The following is a 16,735-nucleotide window of genomic DNA, read 5'->3' on the forward strand; positions in this document are numbered from 1 at the left end:
TCTTTGGTCCGGGTAATGCCTACTACGTCGGTACCGAGTGGTTCCGGGAAGTGCTCGCGGATGAGCGACTGAGAGAATCCCTGCTCAGGCAGTTTCTGTTTTCCGGCGCTGTGCTGGCCATCCAGATTCCCCTCGGAATCGGGGTTGCGCTGATGATGCCAAAATCCGGCATCAAGGCCTCCCTGTGCCTGATTCTTCTGGCCATTCCGTTGCTGATTCCCTGGAACGTGGTCGGGACTATCTGGCAGATCTTCGGCCGTGGTGACATCGGTCTGTTTGGCTGGGGCCTGAACGCCCTGGGCCTGGACTATAACTACACCGGCAACACGGTGGATGCTTGGCTGACGGTCCTGTTGATGGACGTATGGCACTGGACACCCCTGGTGGCTCTGTTGTGCTACTCCGGCTTGCGTGCGATTCCCGAAGCGTTCTATCAGGCGGCCGAGATTGACCGTGCCTCCAAGTGGGCCGTATCCGCTATATCCAGTTACCGCGCGTGAAAAGTGTGCTGGTGATTGCGGTACTGCTGCGGTTCATGGACAGCTTCATGATCTACACCGAGCCCTTTGTTCTGACCGGTGGCGGGCCCGGCAGCTCAACAACCTTCCTGAGCCAGACACTCACCACCATGGCGATTGGCCAGTTTGATATCGGCCGGGCGGCGGCGTTCTCGTTGATCTACTTCCTGATCGTGCTGCTGGTGTCCTGGGTGTTCTTTACCGCCATAACTCACCTCGACAAAGAAAAATAAGGAGAGAGTGATGAATTATTCACGTTCCAAGGGCTTCGGGATGACACTGTTTATCGTGCTCCTGCTGACTCCGATCTACTGGCTCCTGAACATGTCGTTCAAGACCAACCAGGAAATTCTCGGTGGCCTGACGTTGTGGCCGCAGAATTTCACCCTGGCCAACTACGCTGTGATCTTCTCGGATTCAAGCTGGTACTCGGGTTACATCAACTCGATGATCTACGTGTCCATGAACATGACAATCACGCTGCTGGTGGCCTTGCCGGCTGCCTACGCGTTCAGTCGCTACAAGTTCGTGGGTGACAAGCACCTGTTCTTCTGGCTGCTGAGTAACCGTATGGCACCCCCAGCGGTTTTCCTGCTGCCGTTCTTTCAGCTTTATTCGTCAGTAGGGCTGTTTGATACCCACATTGCGGTGGCGCTTGCGCATTGCCTGTTCAACGTACCGCTGGCGGTCTGGATCCTGGAAGGTTTCATGTCGGGTGTGCCGCGCGAGTACGACGAGATGGCCTATATTGATGGCTACAGCTTCCCCAAGTTCTTCGTGAAGATTTTCCTACCGATGATTCGATCAGGTATTGGCGTCGCTGCTTTCTTTGCGTTCATGTTCTCGTGGGTGGAGTTGTTGCTGGCCAGAACCCTGACCTCCGTGGACGCGCAACCGATTGGTGCCATCATGACCCGAACGGTCGGGGCAAGCGGTATTGACTGGGGCGTACTGGCGGCAGCCGGTGTGCTCACCATTATTCCCGGCGTGCTGGTGGTCTGGTTTGTTCGTAACCACATCGCCAAGGGCTTCGCACTGGGTCGGGTATAAGGAGACGCATCATGATTGAATGGATGAACTGGACACCAACGGTGGCGATTTTCTTTGCGGTGATTGCCTGCATCTTGCTGACAATGACCGTCTACGAAGTGGTTTCGCCGTGTACCGAGCGAAAAGGCTTCCTGCCGATTTCGACAACCCGGGGGGATCGCCTCTTCATTGGCCTGCTATCGGCGGCCTATATTCACCTTGCGTTCCTGGCCGTCAGCGACATTACTCTTTGGGTAGCGCTGGCGGTGTCGGTGGCGTGGCTCCTGGTGCTGTTGCGCTGGGGGTGATGGGAAACAATGCCAGTGGAGGGCGACTTTGATTTTCGTTTGCCAGGGAGCGGCGAAAAAATCTTATGATTTGTAGCTTAAAACGGTTGTAAAAATTTCTATAACGAACTATTTTCTATTTTATGATCGGAATCGAACATCCCTATTCGGCTCCGTTTCCAGGAATAGCGGTCAAAACGCTATATAGGGAAAGCCGAAACGTTTTGGCGCAAGCTGTCGCGTTTCGAACACACCAAAACAAGACGAACGAGGTTGGATATGTTCAAGAACAATAAATATCCGAAAACCCTCCTTCTGAGCGCTGCGATTGGCTCGGTGGGACTGGGGCTCAGTTTTCAGGCCAGTGCAGACCAGTATTCTGATGCTGCCAAGAAGTGGGTGAACGAGTCTTTCAAGAATTCGACTCTAAGCAAAGAAGAGCAGATGAAGGAGATGGAGTGGTTCATCCAGGCCGCGAAGCAATTCCGGGGTATGGATATCAACGTTGTCTCGGAAACCATTGCCACTCATGAATACGAATCCAAGGTTCTGGCTGAAGCATTCAGTGAGATTACCGGCATCAACCTGACTCACACGCTGATCCAGGAAGGCGATGTAATCGAGAAGCTGCAGACGCAAATGCAGTCTGGCCGGAACATCTACGATGGCTGGGTTAACGACTCTGACCTGATCGGTACTCACTTCCGTTATGGCAAGGTGATGCCCGTTGAGGACATCATGAACGGAGAAGGCAAGGATCTGACCCTGCCGACCCTGGACCTTGACGATTTTATCGGCCTCGATTTCACCACCGGCCCGGATGGCAAGCTTTACCAATTGCCTGATCAGCAGTTTGCCAACCTGTACTGGTTCCGTGCCGACTGGTTCGAGCGCGAAGACCTCAAGAAGCAGTTCATGGACATCTACGGCTATGAACTGGGTGTTCCGGTTAACTGGTCCGCCTACGAGGACATTGCCGAGTTCTTTTCCGTGCACGTGAAGGAAATCGACGGTGAGCGTGTCTACGGCCACATGGATTATGGCAAGAAAGACCCGTCACTGGGCTGGCGTTTCACGGATGCCTGGTTCTCCATGGCGGGTGCTGGCGACAAGGGCCTGCCGAACGGCCTGCCCGTTGACGAGTGGGGCATCCGGGTGAACGAGTGTCACCCTGTTGGCGCCAGCGTCAGCCGCGGCGGTGCAACCAACGGGCCGGCTGCTGTATACGCTACCACCAAGTATGTTGACTGGCTGGAAAAGTACGCACCGCCGGAAGCGCCGGGTATGACCTTCTCCGAAGCCGGCCCGGTACCTGCCCAGGGCAACGTTGCCCAGCAGATTTTCTGGTACACCGCCTTCACCGCCAGCATGATCGAAGAGGGCCTGCCAGTGGTCAACGAAGACGGCACCCCGAAGTGGCGCATGGCGCCGTCACCACGCGGACCCTACTGGGAAGAGGGTATGAAGCTGGGTTATCAGGATGTGGGTTCCTGGACCTTCATGAAATCCACGCCGGAAAAGCGTCGCCTGGCGGCCTGGTTGTACGCCCAGTTTACGGTGTCCAAGACCGTTTCCCTGGAAAAGACCATCGCTGGCCTTACGCCAATCCGCGAGTCTGACATCGAATCGGATGCCATGACCAAAATGGCGCCCAAGCTCGGTGGCCTTGTTGAGTTCTATCGTAGCCCGGCCCGTGTTCAGTGGTCGCCGACGGGGACCAACGTTCCGGATTATCCGAAGCTGGCTCAGCTCTGGTGGCAGTACATCGCTCAGGCTGCCAGTGGCGAAGCAACACCACAGGAAGCACTGGATGGCCTGGCGCAGGCACAGGATCGGGTTATGGAGCGTCTTGAGCGTGCCAACGTAATGCCGAACTGTGGTCCGAAGCTCAACGAGCCTCGTGATCCCCAGTACTGGCTGGATCAGCCGGGCGCGCCCAAGAAAAAGCTGGACAACGAAAAGCCGAAAGGCAAAACCGTCCGCTACGAGGAGCTGCTGAAAACCTGGGAAGAGGCTCGCGAGAGCTGATTTCCTAGGCAGTTCCAGTGATCACTCAAAAAATCACTTACCTGTAGTGCCCTGCCGTTGTCCCGAGTCTCCAGGGGCAGCGGCAGACCTAACACCGTCAGGTCGGTGGGTCTTGGCCGGTTGCTTTCATACCCCCCTATTAGCATGTCAGGCGTTCCCCCGCGTTTAGCGGGTTGACCCTGCCGGCCCTTTTTCCACCTTTTGCACCTGATCCTTCCTTTCCAAATTCCGGGCCTGTCCAGGGCTGGCAGTAGGGGTTGATAGGGCATGAGAAAAATTTCAGTTATCCATCGTCTGTACCTGGGCTTCGGTTTGCTTTGCGTGATCATTGCAGGCTGGGGACTGTTCAACGGAAATATGATGACCTCTATTTCCGAGGGCACGTCGGCGGTAAAGGAGAAGATCTTCCCGTTCCAGCGTTCTGTCCAGGCTGTCGAGGCATCGACAGGTGGCAGTGGCATGGCGGTCATCTCGCTCGCGAGGGTGAGGGAGAACAAGGAACTGGAAGCCCGCTATGGACGGCTGATTGACAGAATGGCAGCGCTCGACGACCAAGTCGCATCGCTAGCCTCCGAAGCTGGTGACATCCGTCTGCTGAACGGCTTCGAGAAACCTGCCCAACAGTACAGGGCGGCCCTTGTCACGCTGCAACAACAAACGGCGAGGCTAAGCGAACACCAGGCGGAGGTTATCCGGGTATCTGAGTCCGTGAACCGTGATTTATCCGACTTTCTTGCCAAAGCCTCGGAAATGAAACAGTTATTGCTTCGTGAAGCGTCAGCGCCCGCCGGGTCCGACATTTACCTCAAAGACCTGCTCATGGCGGTCATGGGGAATCTGTCCAATATTGAACTGCTAATCATGCAATTGGTCAGTACCGAGGATGCCGAACGGCTCAAAGCCGTGGTCGAAAACCTGCGATTCAACACCGTAACCGTTGAGCAGGATATCGAGGCCATCATTGGCGAGATTGCGTCGCTGGAGTCACTTGCACCCTTGGCAGACGATTTCTTTGAGTCGGTCAACAGCGAGACCGGCATAGTCAGCCAGTATTACGACTACCGCAGCAACCTGCTGGCGGTAAACAGTACGGTCGCCGACATAGAGGCCGGGCTCGATAATCTCAACAGCCATATAGACCGGATGGTGACGGCAGCCGGAGAAGCTGCTGTACAGACCGTCGATAACCTGGATGCCACGGCGCGTTTCTCGGAGCAGCTGGTGTATTACCTGGTACCGCTGATTCTGTTTATTGCTGTTGTGATCTCCGTGTGGTTGGGGCGGCTGATCAGTATTCCCCTGCGCGCCACCGTCAATCACCTCTCGGCGATGGCCGGAGGTGACTACAGCCGCGAACTGACATTCCGCGCCAACGGCGAGTTCATCGAACTGAAAGAGTCGGCCAATAAACTCGCAGCGGCCATGCGGGAGGTGTTGGGCAGTCTGCAGAAAGCGGGCGGTGAAATTACCGGCGTAGCGGCGTCCAATGCGGATTTTTCACACGACCTTAGTCAGCGTATTCGGGGGCAGGCGGATGACCTCAATTCGATAGCCACTGCCATGACCGAAATGGAGGCGTCCTGCCATCATGTGGCGGAATCCGTCAGGGACACCCACCAACTGGTGGAGTCGGTAAATAGCCGTGTGGATGAAAGCAAGGCAACCGCCAACGCCAACATGGAGTGCGTGAATGAATTGGAAGAACAGATACAGCAGACCTCCGGCAAGCTGAAAAAGCTGGAGAGTGCGTCCCACGATATTGGGCGCATCACCGAATCCATCGATGAAATCGCTAATCAGACCAACTTGCTGGCGCTCAACGCCGCCATTGAGTCCGCCCGGGCAGGAGAGTTCGGACGTGGTTTCGCGGTGGTGGCCGACGAGGTCAGGCAGCTTGCCCAGAAAACCACCAACAGCACGGAAACCATTCGTGGCCTGGTCAGCCGTCTCCAGGAGGATGCGGCCGAAGCCGTGAGCTCCATGGAGGACAGCTTCCAGCGTCTGGAATCGGTCAAGTCCCTGATCACCGATGCCTCCAGGGGTGTTGAAACCATTCGGGAGGCCGTCGACCAGATCCGCAATAGCGCGGAACATGTTCGTACCGGCATGGACGAGCAGGAAGACGTCAGCCGCTCGGTGTCGCGCAATGTCACCGAGATCAGCGGGTCGTCATCGGAAAACCTGGCGGAAATCGAGCAATTGGTAGCGACCAGCGATCAGCTCAAGGCGTCGATGGGTGATATCGAAGCGTTGATCGGACGATTCCGGGTGTAGTTGAAACCGTTTGCAGTTCCTATTTGGGTTTTCCATATAACAAAATCATATGGAATTGTGTTCTTTTTCGCTTGTTAATGTTCGCAAACGAATATTACAATTGGGAAAACTGTTCGATAGTGCACCTGATGTGTGCGGAAACAAAAACAACACGAGCAAGCAGGTTTATGATTATGGAGCGTATTCAGTCCGTATTCGCCCGGGAAATTCTGGATTCCCGAGGTTTTCCCACAGTGGAAGTGGATGTTGAGCTGGGAAACGGCGTGGTCGGACGCGGTCGCGCTCCGTCGGGCGCCTCCACCGGTTCCAGGGAGGCCCTGGAAAAAAGGGACGGTGATCCTGATCGGTACAATGGCAAGGGCGTGCTGGGAGCTGTTGAAGCCGTTAACCGCAGCATCGCGCCAGCGATCGAAAACCGGGTGGTGTTTGACCAGTTGGTGATTGATCGACTCATGCGCCACCTGGACGGCACCGACAATAAGTCCGGCTTTGGTGCGAATGGCATTCTCGCCGTGTCCCTGGCGGTTGCCGATGCCGCAGCCAACTTTCGACAGCAGCCCCTGTACCGGTATCTGGCGGAGCTCTATGGCTGCTCTGGCCCCTGCGTGTTGCCAGTGCCCATGATGAACATCATCAACGGCGGTGCCCATGCAGACAATACCGTTGATCTGCAGGAGTTCATGATTCAGCCCGTGGGAGCACCCAGCTACAGCGAAGCATTGCGAATGGGGGTCGAAACCTTCCACGCGCTGAAATCACTGCTGACTGAAAAAGGCCTTTCCACCGCCATTGGTGACGAAGGTGGTTTCGCACCGGATCTGCGCTCCAGCGAAGAGGCGCTGGATCTCATCCTCGAAGCGGTGGTCAGAGCGGGCTATCGGCCGGGCACGGATATCGTGCTGGCTCTGGACTGTGCCGCGTCCGAATTCTATCGCGATGGCCGTTACGAGTTGTCTGGAGCCGGAGCAAGCTTTGACTCCACAGGCTTTGCCGACTACCTGCTCTCGCTGGCGATGCAGTACCCCATCGCCTCCATTGAGGACGGTATGGATGAGGACGACTGGGAGGGCTGGAAGCGGCTGACCGAAAAGCTCGGAGAGCGGGTCCAACTGGTGGGGGACGACCTGTTCGTGACCAATTCATCCCTGATTTCAGACGGCATACGACAGGGCGTCGCCAACTCCGTGCTGATCAAGTTCAACCAGATTGGCACGCTTTCGGAAACCTTTGAGGCCATCGGGATGGCTCAGGATGCTGGCTACACAGCGGTTATATCCCATCGCAGTGGCGAGACAGAGGATACGTTTATTGCCGATCTGGCGGTGGCAACCAGAGCCGGTCAGATCAAAACCGGTTCCCTCTGCCGCTCCGACCGTGTCGCCAAGTACAACCGGCTGCTGCGTATCGAGCAGGACCTTGGCGCCCACGCTTTCTATCCCGGTGTTGGAGCCATTCGCTGTGCCCTGGATACCTGACACATCGATACGAGGAATCACAGGAGACAACCCATGAGAAAATCCATTCTGATTGCGAACTGGAAAATGAACGGCAGCCTGCATTCCAACCAGGCGTTGCTGGTACGGATGCTGGCAAAGCTCCGGCCGTTTCGCAAAACCATTGATATGGCCATTTGTCCGCCGTTTCCCTACCTGTTCCAGGTCAGGGACCTGCTCGGGTACACCGGCATCGCCCTTGGGGCTCAGAACGCCAGCCGAGCGAGGTCCGGTGCACACACTGGCGAGGTAAGCGCCACTATGTTGCAGGAAATGGGGTGCCGCTACGTGTTGGTGGGGCACTCCGAACGGCGGGCTCTCTATCACGAGTCCGACGACGATGTGGCCACTCGGTTCCGACAGGTGTTGTCTGCGGATATGACCCCGGTTCTGTGTGTCGGCGAAACGCTGGAAGAGCGGGAGCATGGCCAGACCATGGCCGTGATTGAGAGACAGATACAGGCGGTGATCGACCAAAGCGGTATCTCAGGCCTGGCTGGCAGCATCGTTGCCTATGAACCGGTCTGGGCCATTGGCACCGGCAGGACCGCGACCCCGGAGCAGGTGGCGGACACCCATCGGGCTATCCGCCAGTTTCTGGAAAATTGTGAGACGGGATCAGGGCGATCCATGCGTCTTGTTTATGGTGGCAGTGTGAAAGCGGCCAACGCGGCGGCTCTGTTCTCGTCGCCCGAAGTGGATGGCGGCCTGATTGGCGGGGCTTCCCTGCAGGCGGACGAATTTTCGAACATCGCTGCGGCGCTGGCAAACAGGACTAACCCTGTCACATCGCCACTCACCTAAAGGGTGAGTGGCTGTCCGGCTTCCTTGCGCCTGGCTTCCCATTCCTCGCGGGTCTGGGCGGCCTCATCGCCGGGCATGGAATCGATGATCTCGAAGTAGTCGGCCGAGTACTCGTCTTCCATGATCAGATTGCGGGGCTTAACCCTCACAACGTAGACCGTCTGGATGTTCTGGTGATCGAAGTCGCGCCAGTACTGCTCGTCCTTCAGGAAAGTGTACCGGTGGCCTTCCAGGGCTCGAATAAGCTGGCGTGTGTCCGTGGTACCGGTTCTTTCCACGGCATCCTTGTACTGGTAGACGATGCTGTAGGCAGAGGCCGCCGCGGTGGAGGGGCGCATCTCGTAGCGGCTTGAGAAGGCCTCTACGAATTCCTTGCCGCGGGCGTAGTTGTACTGGTAGGGAACGCTCCACACCCAGGGCGATCCGCCAACGACACCTTCCATAATGGTCGGGCCTACCTGGCGGGCCATGCCGAGTGTGAGGTTGGGCACCACCACCTGCATCTTCTTCGTCAAACCCATTTCGTAGGCGACGTTCAGCGCACGCACCATGTCGTCGCCAAACAGCACCATCATCAGGACCTTCGCGCCACTTTGTTCCGCCTGTTCCAGAGCCTGGCGAAAATCGGTAATCAACGCGCGAGGGAAGGGTGTCTTAACGCCCTTGTGAGCGTCGGTGTTTTCGGTATTGGTGAATTTCCGGACTGACTTCTCCACCGACCAGCCCCAGGTGTAGTCAGCCGTGATGTAAAAATATTCGTCGCCGGCGTGCTGGGTATTGAGGTATTGGCTCAGTACCTTCGCTGTCATCCAGGCATTGTAGGGTTCGCGAAACATGTGGCTGTGGCCGGCGGCGCCGGTGGTGGCGTTGGAATACGTCAGGGTTCCGAAGTAGAGCCGGTTGCGATCCCTTGCCGCCCTGCCAGAGGCGATGGCGACCGCGCTGGAAACGCCACCAAACACCATTTGCACCCCTTCGCGGTCAATCAGCTCAGCGGTGTTTTTGGCGCCCTTGTCCGGTTCACCGGAAGTGTTGCGTATGACCAGTTCCACTTCGCGCCCCATGATGCCACCAGCCTTGTTGATTTCATCAACGGCCAGGAAAGCGCCCAGGCGTTGTTGCAGGCCCTGGTCCTTGTAGCGGCCGGTCTGGGGGTAGTTGAGCCCGATTTTCAGGGTTTCCGCTGCAACGGGAGCCGCCGCCAGCAGGGTCAGTAGAAAAGAAAGAAGCAGCTTCTTGCAGAGCATTGGCACAGGCCTCCTTGGTCGCGCCGGGCCGGTAATGCGGGCCCTGATATTGTTGTTGTGAATCAGGACCAGTGTCGCGGCTGTCTGCAAAAGCAACAATCGGACGAAGGTGGAAGTTGTGTAACGATTTGTCAGGCGTTGACCGGCGTCACAATGCCCACGGGGATCAGGCGACCGCCGTGTTGCGAACCGATTCAAGTAGCCGGTACCAGAGGCTCCGTGGCATGGGGCTTCGGGCGCCCTTGAGGGCGGAGTGGATGCGATCGGGGTTCATGGAGCCCAGCACAGGTATGGGCGTTCCGGGAATCTGTCGCAACCAGGCGATGGCCAGGCCGGTCTCGTCCAGGCCGGTTTCTTCGCGGGCCTCATCCATCAGCTCTGCCGGGATTTGGTCCGCAAGGCCACCACCACCGAGCGGAGACCAAGCCAGCCAGCGCAGTCCATCCGCAAGATGAGCTTCAAGGGTGCCGTCGAACAATGGATCGGTGTGGGCCAGTGAGAGTTGGCTTTGATTGCACACCAGTGGTAGCTCGGTATTCCGTGCCAGCCATCGCCACTGATCTGGCAGGAAGTTGGAGACGCCAATCTGGCGAATTTTACCGGCGGACACCGCGGCTTCGAGCACTCCTGCGACGTTCTCGGCCTGCATCAACGGGTCCGGGCGGTGAATCAGGAAGGTGTCAATCTGTTCCACCGCCAGTGAGGCGAGAGCCTTGTTGATCGCGTTGTCCACATGATCTGCTTCGGCCCGGTAGTGCTTTACCCGCCACTGCGAGGTGTCCCGGTCGGCCGGTACAATGCCGGTTTTGGTGATCACCCGCAGTTTTTGGGCCAAGGCCGGGTGAGCCCGTAATGCATCCCCGAACAGCCGTTCACACTCGCCACCGCCGTAGATATCGGCATGGTCGAACACGTTCAGGCCTTCATCCAGGCGCGCGGCAATCCAGCCCGCAAGCCGGGCCGGTTGCGTGAGGCTGGGATGGTCATGGAGCCGCATCATCCCCAGAATCAGGGGGGGGTCTGGTGTAAATCCTGCTGTTTGGGTGTTGTGCACGGTTACTCCTTGCCGAAGGCGATAACCACCCGGTCGTCGCCGTGGATTCTTGAAAAGACGTAGGGTTCGGTACTGAGTTGTGTGTGTTCCCCGGCACCAATCGCCGGATGGCGTGCCCGGAACTGGCCCAGTTTCTTCCAATGGGCCAGGACCGGTTCCGCCGTGCCGTTCTCAATGTCGGCCCAGTTCATGTCCGAACGGGTGCCCTGGTGGCCGTCAGACCCGGTTGGACCGAACTGACGCCCGGATTCATCCCCATAGAATATCTGGCTGGTGCCCGGTGTAAACAGCAAGGCGGCGGCAACCCGCTTCTGCATCGCCGGTTTGTTGTCGGCAATGCGGCTGAACAACTGGGTGTCGTGGGATGAGATATAGCTCATGACATTGAACGGGTTGTTGCCATGCATCTTGTCGGAATACTCGCGGTAGATCGAGTCCATGGCGGGCAGGCAAGCGGCTCCAGCCTGGGCTTCTTCCTGCAGGTCAAAGTTGATGACGGCATCGAACCCGGCATCAAAGTAACTGCTGCGGGTGACCGTATGGGGGAATACCTCCGCGACCATCCAGAACTCCTCCGCTGGCAGCGGCTGGCTGGGGTTGTTGGCGCGATAGCTGTCCAGCGCATCCTGGGCTTCGGATTTCAGTTGTTTCCAGGCCTCCGGCTCTACATGCTTGGCGGTGTCCACCCGGAAACCATCAACGCCGAATTCACGTACCCAGTCGGTCAGCCAGGTGACCAGATAATCCCGGACGGTGGCGCCTTCAAGTCGCGTTGCACGAGTGTTTTCCTTGTTCTGCAGGAAGGCGGGCAGGTCCACCGTTTTGTCGGATTCCGTCTTGAAATCCGGCAGGAAAGCAAGGGAGCCGCGTACCGGATCGATGGAAGCGTTGGGCGGCGTATCGTAGTCGCCGATGCCGGCGCGAACCCAGTCCTTGCCCCACCAGTTGGCCCAGCCCGAATGATCGTAGTCGATCAGGGCATGGTAAGCGTGGAAATCCTCCCAGGATTCTGGTTGCCAGTCCCCCCATCGTTCGGGCAGGTGCTTCTCAAAGCCTTCGCGCAGCCCGCCAACGTTGAAGGTCTGCATATCCTGAAGGGTGGCGTAGCCCGGGTGGTTCATGACCACGTCCATGACCACCCGGATACCACGGGCGTGGGCCTCGTCCACCAGGGTGCGGAATTCCTCGCGGGTGCCGAAGTTGGCGTCCGGGCGGGTGAAGTCCAGGGCGTAATAACCATGGTAACCATAGTGCTGGAAGTCGCCCCGGTCACCGCCGCCAACCCAGCCATGAATCTGCTCGAAGGGTGGGGTGACCCAGACGGCATTGACGCCGAGATCCTCCAGATAGTCCAGTTTTTCTGTCAGGCCGGCGAAATCCCCGCCGTGAAAGGTGCCGATTTCATCTTTGCCGTCGGGCTTGCGGCCGTAGTTCTGGTCGTTGTCGGTGCGGCCGTTGGCAAAGCGATCTGTCACGGTAAAGTAGACGGTCGCGCCCGCCCAGGTGAAGCTTTGCTCCGGAGCGTCGACGGCTTCCAGCAGTAACAGGCCTTCGGCGTCCGGGGCTGGGGTGAGGGTGACCTGGCCATTTGTCACCTGTGCTTTGTTGCCACTGTAATAGTCTCGTACCCAGTCGCCGTTTTTGAAGGCATTGCCGACGGTAACGGTCATCTCTGCCTGGGTGGCAATGCACATCCCGCCAGTTGAAGCAGCGCGGTTGTCTGAGGGCGGGGCTGCGGTCTCGAGCTGGCCACCGGCGCAGCCGGCAAGCGAGAGGCACGTCACAAGGCTCGCGGTAAACCTGAGGTTTTTCGGGGTCTGGCTCATGCAATGGGCTCCGGTTCCATTTATTGTTGTGGTTATCCAATCAAACCAGACCTGAACGGTGGGTGGTAGACGGAATTCACTACGCCTCACTACTCCCCCGTTCTACGCCTCAGGGAATGAAATCAGGGCTGATGCCAGCAACCGCAAATTGCAACACAGTTCGGTTACTCGCAATAAAAAGATTTGCGTTCAGCCCGCCCGGCCAACCTCGTGTCAGGGCGGACAACAAGAATAAGGCAGGAACAAGCAGAGGAAACACCTGATGAATCGTCGAACTTTTATCCGTAGTTCACTCGCAGCTTCCATTGTTGCAGCAACCTTAGGCATGTCCGCACCGGCTCACGCCGAGATCGAGGAAGGCAAGCTCCTGGTCTGGATCAATGGCGATAAAGGCTATGATGGCCTGCAGGAAGTGGGTGACTGGTTTACCGAGGAAACCGGCATCCCCGTTGAAGTGGCTCACCCCGACAGCGCCACCGACAAATTCCAACAGTCTGCCGCCACGGGTAATGGCCCGGACATCTTTATCTGGGCCCATGACCGTTTCGGCGAGTGGGCGCAAAGCGGCATCATTTCTGAGGTCAAGCCGTCACAGCGTGTTATCGGTGAAAACTTCGATTTCACATGGGATGCCGTGACCGTAGACGGAAAGATGTACGGTTACCCCATGGCCGTGGAGTCCATTGGCCTGATCTATAACAAAGACCTGGTGCCCGAGCCGCCAACCGCCTTCGAGGACATTCCCGCCATTCACAAACAACTGGCGGAGGATGGCAAGCGCGCCATCCTTTGGGATTACAACAACACCTATTTCACCTGGCCAATGATTGCCGCGGCCGGGGGCTATATTTTCGCCCAGAACGACGATGGCAGTTACGACGTCAAGGACACTGGTGTGAACAACGAAGGTGCCATGAAGGGCGCCAACATGCTCACAACCCTGATTGACGAAGGCGTTATGCCTCGCGGTGCCGATTACAGTGCCATGGAGTCCAGCTTTAACAAGGGCGAAACGGCGATGATGATCAACGGCCCCTGGGCCTGGGGTAACCTGGAAAAGAGCGGTATTAACTTTGGTGTTGCCAAGTTACCCACCGTTGATGGCCAGCCCAGCAAGCCTATGGTTGGTGTGATGGCGGCCACCCTCAACACGGCCAGCCCCAATAAGGACCTGGCGGTAGAGTTTCTTGAGAACTACGCGCTGTCCATCAAGGGCCTGAAGATGGTGAACAACGACGTTCCCCTGGGTGCCGTGGCCAACAAGGAATTCATGGACGAGCTGTCGTCCAACCCGAATATTGCGGCGACGTTTGAAAACGCCCAGTTGGGTGAACCCATGCCAAGTGTTCCTGCCATGGGTGCGTTCTGGTCCTCCATGGGGCCGGCTCTGCAGAACATCACTTCTGGAAGACAGCCCGTTGAGGATGCCCTGAATTCGGCTGCACAGCGCATTACCCGGTAACACCGGTTGTTGTAACTCTGCCGTCGCCCACCGCGGCGACGGCTTTAAACGGGCTGACTACAATGATAACGGAAACCCTGTCCTCCCCCGGAACCGAAAGCAGACTTCCAATGACCCGAATGATTTTAAAGTGGGGTGCCCTGGCCGCGTTGGTGGGCATGGCGCTCTACCTGATACTGGCATTGTATGCCCAGCAGGAGTTTGTGTTCGCGATGCTGTTCCTGGTGCTGACGGCATCAGCGGTATTTGTGTTCGTGAACAAGAAACTCTACGCCCACCGCTACATTTTCCCTGCGGTAGCCGGTATGGGGGTGTTTGTTATTTTCCCGCTGATGTACACGGTGGGTATTGGCTTTACCAACTACAGTGCCAGCAACCTGTTGAGTTTTGAGCAGGTCAAGGACAACCTGATGGACCGGACCTACCAGTCCGATTCCGTCCGCTATAACTATGAGCTTTTCAACACCGATGCCGGTTATGTGATCTACCTTGAGGGCAAACACCAGAACCTGGTATCGGCCCCGCTGGCGCTGGACGGCTCCGACACTAGTGCGCCGGTTCTACCCGCGTCGGATAAGCCGGCTGGCGAGCCACTGGCCATTCGCGACATTATCCAGTTGCGATCGGAACTGTCGGAGCTGGGCCTGCTGACCGAAGACGGGCGCGAGCTGAGCATGGCCAGCCTGCGTGCCTTTGCGGCTATCAATGCCCAGTTCACGTTGCACGACAACGGCAGCATCACTAACAACCAGACGGACGTGACCTACTTCCCGGACCACGACACCGGCTTCTACCGCAATGCGGAAGGCCAGACACTGTCGCCGGGGTGGACCGTGAACATCGGCTGGGACAACTACATGAAGGTGGTGTCCGACCCGAGCATTCGTGGTCCGTTCTTCGAGATCTTCGTTTGGACGCTGTCCTTTGCCGTGGCAACCGTGGTGTTCACCCTGGCACTCGGGCTGTTGCTGGCGAACCTCCTGCAGTGGGACCAGATTCGCGGCAAGGGCTTCTACCGCACCATGCTGATCCTGCCGTACGCGGTACCGGCGTTTATCTCGATCCTGGTGTTCAAGGGCCTGTTCAACCAGAACTTCGGTGAGATCAACCTGGTGCTGGAAGGCCTGTTCGGGCTACGGCCAGACTGGTTCAGTGATCCGGCCCTGGCGCGAACCATGATCCTGATCGTCAATACCTGGCTGGGTTACCCGTACATGATGCTGCTGTGCATGGGCCTGTTGCAGGCCATTCCACGGGATCTCTACGAGGCCTCCGCCATGGACGGGGCAGGGCCGGTGAACAATCTGTTCAATGTCACCCTGCCGCTGATCATCAAGCCGTTGATGCCTTTGCTGATCGCAAGCTTTGCGTTCAACTTCAATAACTTCGTCCTGATTGCGCTGTTGACCGGTGGCGCGCCCGATATTATCGGCGCAAGCACGCCTGCGGGCACCACAGACCTGTTGGTGAGCTACACCTACCGCATCGCGTTCCAGGATTCCGGACAGAACTTTGGCCTGGCGGCTGCGATTGCCACAGCCATCTTCCTGGTGGTTGGCGCCCTGTCGCTGATCAACCTGAAACTGTCCAAAGTCAAAGTATAAGGAGCTACCCATGGCAATGGTTCAACCCCGCTCCACCAAGTATCGCGTTCTGGCGTCCCATCTCGGGATGCTGGGCTTTATCGTGATCATCCTGTTCCCGCTGCTGATGGTGATCTCCATTTCCTTCCGCAGTGGTAACTTCGCCTCCGGCAGCCTGCTGCCGGAGAACCCCTCGCTGGAGCACTGGTACCTGGCGTTGGGTATTCCCTACACCGGGGAAGACGGTACTGTTACTCAACCGCCATTCCCGGTGCTGTTGTGGCTCTGGAACTCCATCAAGATCGCAGTGATCTCCTCGGTGATGATCCTGGCCCTCTCGACCACCAGTGCCTACGCCTTCGCCCGCATGCGTTTTGCCGGTAAGGGTTTTGTGCTCAAGTCGATGCTGATCTTCCAGATGTTCCCACCGGTGCTCTCGCTGGTGGCGCTGTATGCCCTGTTTGACCAGATTGGCAATCACGTAAGCTGGCTGGGGCTGAATACCCACGGTGCAGTGATTGTGGCCTCCCTCGGAGGCATGGCGTTGCATATCTGGACCATCAAGGGCTACTTCGATTCCATCGACCGTTCCCTGGAAGAAGCCGCCATCGTGGATGGGGCGACCACGTGGCAGGCGTTCCGCTACATCCTGCTGCCGTTGTCGGTTCCAATTCTGGTGGTGGTGTTCATCCTGGCGTTCATCATGACCATTATGGAATACCCGATGGCGTCAGTGCTGCTGGTGGACACCGACAAGCTGACCCTGGCGGTCGGCGCGCAGCAGTACCTGTACGAGCAGAATTACCTGTGGGGTGATTTTGCCGCTGCTGCTGTGCTCTCTGGTCTGCCCATCACGCTGATCTTCCTGTACTGCCAGAAATGGATTGTTGGTGGGCTGACAGCCGGCGGCGTCAAGGGTTGATGCTGCTGGACTAAATTGAACGTTCTCCTACGCCGCCACGGAGGATCCCGGGCGGCCCTTCCGCGAGAAATGCGTCTTCCTTTTTCGCACTTCGCGACCCGGTCAGGCTAATCCCCCCTACTGACCGGGCTTTTTATTTTCCCAGCCGCTACCTGATGCTACCTGCCCGCTGAACAGTGGCGGAGGGTCTCCCGAAACACGCTGTGAA

Annotated in this window: 12 protein-coding genes and 1 pseudogene; 10 read left to right on the forward strand and 3 right to left on the reverse strand. The window is 57.6% G+C overall.

Features of this window, described 5'->3' with window-relative positions; translation table 11 throughout:
* The 7 genes and pseudogenes from MDG893_RS19185 to tpiA all read left to right on the forward strand — a co-directional run.
* A pseudogene (locus MDG893_RS19185) lies at nt 1–751 on the forward strand (carbohydrate ABC transporter permease); the annotation flags it as partial.
* Nucleotides 752–761: 10 nt separating this feature from the next.
* On the forward strand, nt 762–1,568 hold the full coding sequence (locus MDG893_RS19190; RefSeq protein ID WP_007155503.1) for a carbohydrate ABC transporter permease: 807 nt from the start codon (nt 762–764) through the stop codon (nt 1,566–1,568).
* Between the two features lie 11 nt (nt 1,569–1,579).
* On the forward strand, nt 1,580–1,855 hold the full coding sequence (locus MDG893_RS19195) for a DUF2160 domain-containing protein (RefSeq protein ID WP_007155504.1): 276 nt from the start codon (nt 1,580–1,582) through the stop codon (nt 1,853–1,855).
* A gap of 258 nt (nt 1,856–2,113) precedes the next feature.
* Nucleotides 2,114–3,862 (forward strand): ABC transporter substrate-binding protein, encoded by a 1,749-nt coding sequence (locus MDG893_RS19200; protein WP_007155505.1) that lies wholly within the window; start codon nt 2,114–2,116, stop codon nt 3,860–3,862.
* Between the two features lie 267 nt (nt 3,863–4,129).
* A complete protein-coding gene (locus tag MDG893_RS19205) occupies nt 4,130–6,136 on the forward strand; it encodes a methyl-accepting chemotaxis protein (protein WP_007155506.1) in 2,007 nt (668 codons plus the stop codon).
* Between the two features lie 173 nt (nt 6,137–6,309).
* Complete coding sequence (gene eno / locus MDG893_RS19210; RefSeq protein ID WP_040474805.1) at nt 6,310–7,611, forward strand: phosphopyruvate hydratase; 1,302 nt, start codon at nt 6,310–6,312, stop codon at nt 7,609–7,611.
* Nucleotides 7,612–7,644: 33 nt separating this feature from the next.
* Nucleotides 7,645–8,433: a triose-phosphate isomerase gene (tpiA, locus tag MDG893_RS19215; RefSeq protein ID WP_007155508.1), complete on the forward strand. Its 789-nt coding sequence runs from the start codon at nt 7,645–7,647 to the stop codon at nt 8,431–8,433.
* Here the strand turns inward: tpiA and MDG893_RS19220 are convergent.
* The 3 genes from MDG893_RS19220 to MDG893_RS19230 all read right to left on the reverse strand — a co-directional run bounded on the left by MDG893_RS19220 (nt 8,430) and on the right by MDG893_RS19230 (nt 12,560).
* Nucleotides 8,430–9,680 carry a substrate-binding protein gene (locus tag MDG893_RS19220; RefSeq protein WP_007155509.1) on the reverse strand — a complete coding sequence of 417 codons (1,251 nt, stop codon included), beginning with the start codon at nt 9,678–9,680 and terminating at the stop codon, nt 8,430–8,432. The genes tpiA and MDG893_RS19220 overlap by 4 nt on opposite strands.
* Nucleotides 9,681–9,846: 166 nt before the next feature.
* The gene (locus MDG893_RS19225; protein ID WP_040474806.1) at nt 9,847–10,734 is read right to left on the reverse strand and encodes an aldo/keto reductase; all 888 of its coding nucleotides are present in this window, start codon (nt 10,732–10,734) and stop codon (nt 9,847–9,849) included.
* A gap of 2 nt (nt 10,735–10,736) precedes the next feature.
* Nucleotides 10,737–12,560: an alpha-amylase gene (locus MDG893_RS19230; RefSeq protein ID WP_007155511.1), complete on the reverse strand. Its 1,824-nt coding sequence runs from the start codon at nt 12,558–12,560 to the stop codon at nt 10,737–10,739.
* Nucleotides 12,561–12,822: 262 nt separating this feature from the next.
* Between MDG893_RS19230 and malE the strand changes: the two genes are divergently transcribed.
* The 3 genes from malE (at nt 12,823) to malG (ending at nt 16,527) form a co-directional block, all read left to right on the forward strand.
* A complete protein-coding gene (gene malE / locus MDG893_RS19235; RefSeq protein WP_040474807.1) occupies nt 12,823–14,022 on the forward strand; it encodes a maltose/maltodextrin ABC transporter substrate-binding protein MalE in 1,200 nt (399 codons plus the stop codon).
* A 110-nt stretch (nt 14,023–14,132) separates the two neighbouring features.
* Nucleotides 14,133–15,626 carry a maltose ABC transporter permease MalF gene (gene malF, locus MDG893_RS19240; RefSeq protein ID WP_007155513.1) on the forward strand — a complete coding sequence of 498 codons (1,494 nt, stop codon included), beginning with the start codon at nt 14,133–14,135 and terminating at the stop codon, nt 15,624–15,626.
* Nucleotides 15,627–15,636: 10 nt separating this feature from the next.
* A complete protein-coding gene (gene malG, locus MDG893_RS19245; RefSeq protein ID WP_007155514.1) occupies nt 15,637–16,527 on the forward strand; it encodes a maltose ABC transporter permease MalG in 891 nt (296 codons plus the stop codon).
* The last annotated feature ends 208 nt before the right edge of the window (nt 16,528–16,735 follow it).

This window comes from Marinobacter algicola DG893 (assembly GCF_000170835.1).
Lineage (GTDB): Bacteria > Pseudomonadota > Gammaproteobacteria > Pseudomonadales > Oleiphilaceae > Marinobacter > Marinobacter algicola.